Annotated in this window: 9 protein-coding genes; 7 read left to right on the plus strand and 2 right to left on the minus strand. The window is 59.6% G+C overall.

Annotation, left to right across the window (positions count from 1 at the left end; all coding sequences use genetic code 11):
* Together GX147_05205 and GX147_05210 are read right to left on the minus strand one after the other, a co-directional pair.
* Nucleotides 1–304: hypoxanthine phosphoribosyltransferase (locus GX147_05205; GenBank protein NLN60098.1), on the minus strand; the 304-nt coding region annotated here is incomplete at its 3' end.
* Nucleotides 305–351: 47 nt separating this feature from the next.
* Nucleotides 352–1,164 (minus strand): hypothetical protein, encoded by an 813-nt coding sequence (locus GX147_05210; protein ID NLN60099.1) that lies wholly within the window; start codon nt 1,162–1,164, stop codon nt 352–354.
* A gap of 227 nt (nt 1,165–1,391) precedes the next feature.
* Here GX147_05210 and GX147_05215 point away from each other — a divergent pair, with 227 nt between their 5' ends.
* The 7 genes from GX147_05215 (at nt 1,392) to proB (ending at nt 7,812) form a co-directional block, all read left to right on the plus strand.
* The gene (locus GX147_05215) at nt 1,392–1,913 is read left to right on the plus strand and encodes a hypothetical protein (GenBank protein NLN60100.1); all 522 of its coding nucleotides are present in this window, start codon (nt 1,392–1,394) and stop codon (nt 1,911–1,913) included.
* Nucleotides 1,910–4,396: a TIGR03960 family B12-binding radical SAM protein gene (locus GX147_05220; protein ID NLN60101.1), complete on the plus strand. Its 2,487-nt coding sequence runs from the start codon at nt 1,910–1,912 to the stop codon at nt 4,394–4,396. Before GX147_05215 ends, GX147_05220 begins: the two co-directional genes overlap by 4 nt.
* 146 nt (nt 4,397–4,542) lie before the next feature.
* Nucleotides 4,543–4,854 carry a 50S ribosomal protein L21 gene (rplU, locus tag GX147_05225; protein ID NLN60102.1) on the plus strand — a complete coding sequence of 104 codons (312 nt, stop codon included), beginning with the start codon at nt 4,543–4,545 and terminating at the stop codon, nt 4,852–4,854.
* Between the two features lie 14 nt (nt 4,855–4,868).
* Nucleotides 4,869–5,126: a 50S ribosomal protein L27 gene (rpmA, locus tag GX147_05230; GenBank protein NLN60103.1), complete on the plus strand. Its 258-nt coding sequence runs from the start codon at nt 4,869–4,871 to the stop codon at nt 5,124–5,126.
* Nucleotides 5,127–5,153: 27 nt separating this feature from the next.
* Nucleotides 5,154–5,363, plus strand: a complete 210-nt coding sequence (locus tag GX147_05235; protein ID NLN60104.1) for a cold shock domain-containing protein — start codon at nt 5,154–5,156, stop codon at nt 5,361–5,363.
* A gap of 231 nt (nt 5,364–5,594) precedes the next feature.
* Nucleotides 5,595–6,626, plus strand: a complete 1,032-nt coding sequence (obgE, locus tag GX147_05240) for a GTPase ObgE (protein ID NLN60105.1) — start codon at nt 5,595–5,597, stop codon at nt 6,624–6,626.
* Nucleotides 6,619–7,812: a glutamate 5-kinase gene (gene proB, locus GX147_05245; GenBank protein ID NLN60106.1), complete on the plus strand. Its 1,194-nt coding sequence runs from the start codon at nt 6,619–6,621 to the stop codon at nt 7,810–7,812. Before obgE ends, proB begins: the two co-directional genes overlap by 8 nt.
* Nucleotides 7,813–8,083: the final 271 nt, after the last annotated feature.

Consider the following 8,083-nt stretch of genomic DNA (forward strand, 5'->3'; position numbering starts at 1 on the left):
CGACGATGTCATCGACGATGAGGATGTCTTTTCCCCGGATCGACGTCTCGATGTCCTTTGTCAAAACCGCCTTCCCCGAAGTGACCACCCCCCCGCCGTAGCTTGCAATACGCGCGAAATCCACCCGGCAGGGAATGGTCAGGGCCCGGATCAGGTCGGCCATGAAGACAAAGGCCCCCTTCAGAACACCGATGACGATCAGGTCCCCCCCCTCGTAGTCCCGCGAAATCCGTGCCGCCAGGTCCCGGACCCGGCTGTCGATCGTTTCCCTGGAAAAAAGAATTTTTCTGCGCATCCCCTCCATCATCCCACCCCGTCCTGAATCAATCATCCGGGCGCGTCCGGAACGGCTCATTCCGCCCCGTAACGTGCCGCAAAATCGTCGATATAGCCCTGGATCAACCCCTCCGCCCGCCGGATTTCCCCGCCATGACGAAATTCCGAAGCGAGGCTCTGGAATATCCCGTCGAACCGGGAAGGCTCACAGCCTAAAGCTCCGTAATCGATGGGCCTGGTCATGTAGCGGGAACCGTCGAAATAGTACTTGCCCAACCGGTTCGTATCGGAGGAACGGTAAGGCCAGGTCAGCTTCAGGGAAAAAAACCTCAGGGAAATATCCCGAAGGGGGCCGACGACGAACCGCCGGGAGGCGGGCATTTCATGGACCCTGTCGGCAATCAGACGAAACCAGGTCTTGACCAGGTCGATGTCGGTCACGCAGAGGCCGTAAAGATACCAGTCTTCCACGATATGGACGAGAGACAGGCTCTCCTCCCGCGAAAGGTAATGATAGCTGGGGCACAAGTGGCCGGCGCACAGTTCTTTTCCGTAAAAGGAGGCGTCCCGCAAGTCCTCCCCGCCGTTCCCGCATGGGTGGAGGAGACACCCCACCTTCCGCTCTTCCGGATCGATAAAACCCAGGTACTCGCAACAGTAAATCACCTCGTAGCGTTTCGCCGGATCCTCCGTTTCCAGGATCCGCGCCGCGTAGGCCGGAAGATCGCCGCGTCCACGGACCGCCTCCCGGAACAACCGGGTCCTTTCATGCAGTCTGAGGGAAAGGGACGCCTTCCGGCTGTCGGCGTAATTGTACAGACCGCAGCAGGCGCCGCAGGACTTTCCCCCGCCGGGCTGGCACAAATGGACGGAATCCCCGGGAATCATGGAAATTCCCCCGTCGCGCACAAGGATAAAACCGAACCGTTGTCCATAATCCCCTCCCGGCACCGGACGTCATGAGGAGATGCCCCGGCGCCGTTTATGCCGTTTCGCCTTGAAAAACGGAATGTTGCTTCAGGGCGTCGGCACGAAAAAGTATATAAAGGGAATGGTGTTGCAGGTCAAGCACAAAGATGATACAAAACGGGCCTCGTCGGGGCGTGTGACCTTCCGTGACGCTGCCCGCAAGCGGGGTCCGGGCCGTGAGGAGCCTCTCCTCCGGGCCGAGGGGTGGACGGCCGCCGTCGTTTCCGGCGCGTCGTGATGGAACACGAGAAGCGAAAGGAACCATGGACGGGGAGTTGATCGAAAAAATCGCGTTGCCGAACGGTATCGTACTGGAAATACGGGACTGCTCCCGGCCGATCGCGGCGGACACGGACAGGGTATCCCTGCGCATCCTTGCCCCCTTTCCCATCGATCCGTCTTTCTTCACCGGGGACGACGGAGGCTGCGAGAGGATGCGGCACCATTACGGCGACTCCCTCCTGTTCGAACACGGCAACGAACGGTCCTTCGTTCCCAGAGGGGAGAGGGAACGGGTTTTCCGGGGGTTTGTCGCCGCCTTCAAAGAAGACACCCTCCCCTATCTCTCCAGGCCCGATTTCGCCCGCTGCTTTGTCCGCTCGAAATACAGGGACCTCGAAAAAAAAACGTACCCCTTCCCGGGAACGGGTCAGGAAACGGAGGGATGATTTTCGAATCTCTCCTTTCCTCGGTCGGAAAGCCGAGCCGCTACATCGGCGGCGAAGTGAACGCCCCCCGCAAGACCCCCCGGCCGTGCGGGCTTTCCTTCGCCCTGGCCTTTCCCGATACCTACGAGGTGGGCATGTCGCACCCGGGGCTTCAGATCCTCTACGCCGTTCTGAACGATACGCCCGGCGTCGTCGCCGAGCGCTGCTTCGCCCCCTGGCCGGACATGGAGGAGGGGATGCGCCGCCTGGGTCTCCCCCTGTCCTCCATGGAGAGCCGCACCCCCCTGAACCGCTTCGATATCGTCGGGTTTTCCCTTCAGTACGAACTGTCCTACACAAACGTTCTCAACATGCTCGAACTGGGCCGCATCCCCCTGAGGCGGGCGGACCGGCGCGACGGGGATCCCCTCATTATCGCCGGCGGTCCCTGCGCCTTCAACCCGGCCCCCATGTCCCGGTTCATCGACGCCTTCGCCATCGGCGAGGGGGAGGAAATCATCGGGGAAATCAGCGCCGCCGTCATGGCGGGCAAGGCGAGGGGGGTCTCGCGGAACCGGGCCCTGGAAGCCCTGGCGGGCATAGAGGGCCTGTATGTCCCGGCGGTGCACGGGCAAAGCGACATCATCCGGAAACGGGTTCTGCAGGATTTCACCGAATGGCGCCTCCCCTCCCGTCCCGTCGTGCCGGTCATGAAAACGATCCACGACCGGGTCACCCTGGAAATCGCCCGGGGCTGCACGCGGGGCTGCCGCTTTTGTCAGGCGGGCATGGTCTGGCGTCCCGTGCGGGAGAAGAATCCGGCGACCCTCGTTGCGATGGCCGACGGGAACCTGTCGGCCACGGGGTACGATGAAATCTCCCTCCTGTCCCTGAGCGCCGGCGATTACACCTACATAGAACCTCTCCTGTCCTTCCTGATGGACCGCTACCACAGGGACCGTGTCGCCCTGGCCCTGCCGTCCCTGCGCGTGGAAACCCTGACGAAAAGACTGATCGACGACATCAGGCGGGTACGAAAAACGAGCTTCACCCTCGCCCCCGAAGCGGGGACCCAACGGCTCCAGGACATCATCAACAAGGGGAACACGGAGGAGGAGCTGCTGGCGACGGCGCGGCGGGTTTTCGACGCCGGCTGGAAAAGGCTCAAACTGTACTTCATGATCGGCCTGCCCGGTGAAACGGACGGGGACCTGGAGGGCATTACCGACCTGGCCCGCCGCGTCCTCGCTGAGGGCGGGAACCGGGGACAGGTGACGGTGAGCCTCTCAACCTTCGTTCCCAAACCCCATACGCCCTTTCAATGGAGCCGGCAGATCTCCATGGAGGAAACCCTGGAAAAACAGGATTACTTCCGGCGGACAATCCGCCGGCGCAATCTTCCGGTCAAATGGCACGACCACCGTATGTCCTGGCTGGAGGGGATCCTTTCCCGGGGAAGCGAGCAGGCTGGGCGGATGATCGAGGAGGCGTACCAGCGGGGCGCCCGCTTTGACGGCTGGAGCGATCTTTTCCGGTTCTCCCTCTGGGAAACGGCCCTGGCGCATGGCCGGGACGACGTGACGTCCCCTCTGGAGGCGAAGGACCCCCTGGCCCCTTTACCCTGGGACCGAATCGATGCGGGACCCACCCGGGATTTTCTCCGGCGGGAGGCGGAAAAGGCGGCCCTCCGGGAGGCAACCCCCGATTGTCGCTCCTCCCCGTGCCACCATTGCGGGGCCTGCGACCATGTGAACATCAAAACGGCCCTGGCCGTCGACGAGGAACGGGTGCTTTCCGGCGGGGGCGCCCGGAGCGTCCCCACCATGGACGGTGAAAACAGGGAAAAACGGTTCCGGATCCTTTTCGGCAAGGAAGGTCTCTCACGCCTCCTGTCCCATCTCGAGACGGCTTCAGCCCTCACGCGAGCCATAAAACAGGGGGGCCTTCGGTTCGTCTATTCACGAGGTTTCCACCCCCATCCCCGGATCTCCTTTGCCGTGGCTCTTCCCGTCGGCGTGAAAAGCCTGGGCGAATATGCGGACATCCGGGTCGCAGCGCCCGTTCCGGACAGGGAACATTTCATCAGGGCGGCCAACCGGGCGCTGCCCTCGGGCATGACCATCCTGGACATGACGGAAATATCCCCTGCCGGCGCGCCGTTGAGCGAAACGATCCTCGGTTTCAGGTATCGCCTCGCCCTGCCCGGAGCGGGGGCCATGGATCCGGATGACGACATCGGAGAGAAAATCAGACTTTTTCTGGACGCCCCCTCCTTCGTGACCGCCAAGACAATCAGGGACAGAACCGTGACCCGGGATATCCGTCCCCTCGTGGAGGGTCTGCAGTTCGACGCGGCGCGGCGCGTCATCGATCTGAGGGTGAGGCGCCGTAACGACGGCACCCTGAATCCCCTTGATTTTCTCCGGCACGTGCTGGGCATGGACGCCGCCGCCCTCGGAGAAACGCAAGTCACCAAGACGGAGACCTTTTTCCGGAGTCCATAAACGGGGAAAGGGGCCGCACAGTTCGTCCCGATCCGACTGTCCGGTCGGCGTTTTCGCCTTCCGCCCCGAACAGGGTTATAAATTTTGTTGACAAACCGGATCGACATTGGGTAAAGTGCGCCAAAAATATTTGCAGGGATTAAATCATGTACGCAGTCATCAAAACAGGCGGTAAACAGCATCTCGTATCACCCGGCGATGTGCTGTCCATCGAAAAGGTGGAAGGACTCAAGGGGGATAGTTTTGTATTTGACGAGGTGCTTCTGATCGCTGACGGAGAGGATGTACGCTTGGGAACCCCGGTAGTCGAGGGGGCGCGGGTATTCGGAGAGATCGTCGCCCAGAAGAAGGGCCCGAAAATAACGGTTTTCCGCATGAAGAGACGAAAGGGGTACCGAAAGAAAACCGGGCACCGTCAGCTCTTGACGAGTATGCGGATCACAGAAATTTCCATGTAAGAGGTACAGAAGTCATGGCACACAAAAAAGGACAGGGGAGTTCGCGTAACGGCCGGGACAGCAACGCGCAACGGCGTGGTGTCAAGGTGTTCGGCGGCCAGGCCATCCGCGCCGGAGGAATAATCGTCCGCCAGCTTGGAACGAAACTGCATCCGGGCCACAATGTCGGCCTGGGGAAAGACTACACCATATTCTCGAAAATCGACGGCATCGTCAACTTCGAAAGACTCGACAAAAATCACAAGAAGGTCACCGTGTACGCTGTACAGTGATGTAAAAAAAGGAGGCATGGGAAAAAGATGGGTGATCGTGAGGCCGGAGTCGTCAAGTGGTTTAACGACAAAAAGGGGTACGGGTTTATTTCCCGTCAGTCGGGGGGGGATATCTTTGTTCATCACAGTTCCATTGTTGCGGAGGGTTTCAGAAGTCTGAAAGAGGGCGACGAGGTGGAGTTCGAAGTGAAGGAGGACGTCAAGGGCAAATCCGCCGTAGAGGTCAAAAGGCTATAATTCCCGTCCACCCGCAAGAGGTGGATTCGCGGGTGACAATTCATTTATCCTTATCGAGTAAAGGAGGCGCCCCGGGCGCCTCTTTTATTTTGACACCGGGGCTGTTTACTTCGCAAGACACCTCCGGAGCATCCGCCCCTTTTCTTCGGCCGACCCAGACGGAAATCGGACGTGCCGGGTCGTTTCCTGCCGCCGCCCTCGTCCCGCAAAACCGGTCAGGCAAGATTTGAGATGAAATTCATTGACGAAATGGAAATCCATGTGAGAGCCGGAGACGGTGGGCACGGTTGTGTCAGCTTCCGGCGGGAAAAGCATGTTCCCCGCGGGGGGCCCGACGGCGGCGACGGAGGCAGGGGGGGGGACGTCATCATCAGGGCGTCCTTCACCCACCACACTTTGCTGGACCTGAAACACAGACCCCGCCATACGGCCCGGAGGGGCGAATCCGGCCGGGGAAATCTAAAAACGGGGGCGAGCTCCCCGGACGTGGTCGTGACCGTTCCCGTGGGCACCGTCATCACGGATACGTGTTCAGGAGAAATCCTCGCCGATCTGACGGTGGACGGACAGGCGTGCGTCGTCGCCCGGGGCGGTATCGGCGGCAAGGGCAACGCCCACTTCAAGACGGCGACCCGACGAACCCCCCGTTTTTCACAGGAGGGGATGCCGGGAGAAGAACGCCGTCTCCGTCTGGAACTTAAACTGATCGCCGACGTCGGCCTGGTCGGCTTGCCCAACGTCGGCAAATCCACCTTCATTTCAAGGGTTTCCGCGGCGAAACCGAACATCGCAGACTATCCCTTCACCACCTTGTCACCCCACCTGGGCGTCGTTTCTTACGGTTTCTGCCGCACGTTCGTGGTCGCCGATATTCCGGGACTGATCGAGGGGGCGCACCGGGGTGCAGGGATGGGCGTGCGCTTCCTGAAACACATCGAACGGACCAGGCTCCTGCTCCATATCATCGACATCGGCGACGCCTCGCCTCTTTCAGGCTGGGAAAAGTATACCCTCATCAATTCCGAGCTGTCGTCCTTCGGCGCCGGTGTCGCCGCGAAACCGCAGCTTGTGGCCATCAACAAGGTCGATCTGACGGAAACCCGGGACAAGCTGCAAAAAGAGATTGATTTTTTTGCTCAAAAAGGCTTAGAAGTGCTGACTTTTTCCGCAGTGACCGGAGAAGGATTGCCGCAAGTAATCGACGCAATCGTCAAGACGCTGAACACCCGTCCAAATGAGATAAACCATGACGAACATCCATAAAGATATTTTGCAGGGCGTCAAAAAAGTGATTATCAAGGTCGGCAGCGCGGTGCTGACGGGGCAGGATGGCCTCGACTTCCGGATCATCGAACAACTGACCGGTGAGATATCCGGCCTGATCCGCGAAGGGTATCATGTCGTCCTGGTGACGTCCGGGGCGATCGCTTCCGGGAAGCATCGTATGGGAATCACGACCTCCCTGAGAAGCATTCCCCAGAAACAGGCCGCCGCGGCCATCGGTCAGGGGCGGCTCATGCGGGTGTATTCCAACGCCTTCGGCCGTCATCAGATCAACGTCGCCCAGATTCTTCTGACCATGAGCGACCTGACCGACCGGAAACGGTTCCTCAACATCCGGCACACGCTCTCCACGCTTCTGGAATGGGGGGTTATTCCCATCATCAACGAAAATGATACCGTCGCCGTTGAAGAAATCAAATTCGGCGACAACGACAACCTCGCGGCCATGATCGCCAACGCCACGGAGGCTCACTTGGTCATCAATCTGACCATGACGGAGGGCCTGTTCGACCGCGATCCCGGTGTGTTCAGGGATGCCAGGCGCATCCCCGTTATCCACGAGATCACGGAGGAAATCGAAGGGGCCGCCTCGGCGGAAGGGACCGCCGAGGGAAGCGGGGGTATGCGCAGCAAAGTCCTGGCGGCCAAAAAGGTGACCCTGTCCGGTATTCCCTACATCATCGCCCAGGGGAAAAAACCCGGCGTACTGGGAGACATATTCGCGGGAAAGGACACGGGAACACTTTTCCTTCCGGCCGGGGAACTCCTGAACAGCCGGAAATACTGGATCGCCTTTACGCTCCCCTCCCAGGGCAGGCTGACCGTTGACGAGGGGGCGCAACGCGCCATCATCGAGGCGGGAAAGAGTCTGCTTCCTTCGGGAATCGCCGGTGTGGACGGTGACTTCGAGGCGGGCGATCCCGTGACATGCGTGGATCCGCAGGGCGGAGCTTTTGCCAAGGGTCTCGTCAATTACGGCGCCGCGGAAATACGCAAAATCATGGGAATCCAGTCGTCGAAGATCAGCGAGGTCCTGGGTTACAAAGACTACGATGAAGTCATTCACCGCGACAACATGGCCGTCATGGAGGGCCGGAAACCGAGAAAAACCGGTGCCGGAACAGGGTGGAAGAAGCGGTCCGATCCCGGCGATCATCCCCAATAATCCCTTGACAGGGACTGGGTGGATATGTTAGTAGTAACGATGTTTTAGGGATGTTTGAGGATCGGAGTGCCGGGAGCCTCTTGCCCCGGGTATTTTCCGGTTATTTTTGTTTTTATTTTGTTATAGTCGGCGGGTTTGGTTTTATTTTTCGCCGGGATTATAGTTTATTACAGACTTGAAAATTTCAGAAGGAGGCAATGCAAGATGGAAGACATGTTACCAGGGTTAAAGAAGTACCCCCACATCTTCAGTCCCATCATGATTGGGAAGC

The organism is Deltaproteobacteria bacterium, assembly GCA_012522415.1.
Taxonomy (GTDB): domain Bacteria; phylum Desulfobacterota; class Syntrophia; order Syntrophales; family JAAYKM01; genus JAAYKM01.

Bases quoted from the DNA above. Each gene is read 5' to 3' on its own strand.
- GX147_05210 (NLN60099.1), bottom strand. From the start codon at position 1,164: ATGATTCCCGGGGATTCCGTCCATTTGTGCCAGCCCGGCGGGGGAAAG.
- GX147_05220 (NLN60101.1), top strand. From the start codon at position 1,910: ATGATTTTCGAATCTCTCCTTTCCTCGGTCGGAAAGCCGAGCCGCTAC.
- GX147_05235 (NLN60104.1), top strand. From the start codon at position 5,154: ATGGGTGATCGTGAGGCCGGAGTCGTCAAGTGGTTTAACGACAAAAAG.
- obgE (NLN60105.1), top strand. From the start codon at position 5,595: ATGAAATTCATTGACGAAATGGAAATCCATGTGAGAGCCGGAGACGGT.
- rplU (NLN60102.1), top strand. From the start codon at position 4,543: ATGTACGCAGTCATCAAAACAGGCGGTAAACAGCATCTCGTATCACCC.
- rpmA (NLN60103.1), top strand. From the start codon at position 4,869: ATGGCACACAAAAAAGGACAGGGGAGTTCGCGTAACGGCCGGGACAGC.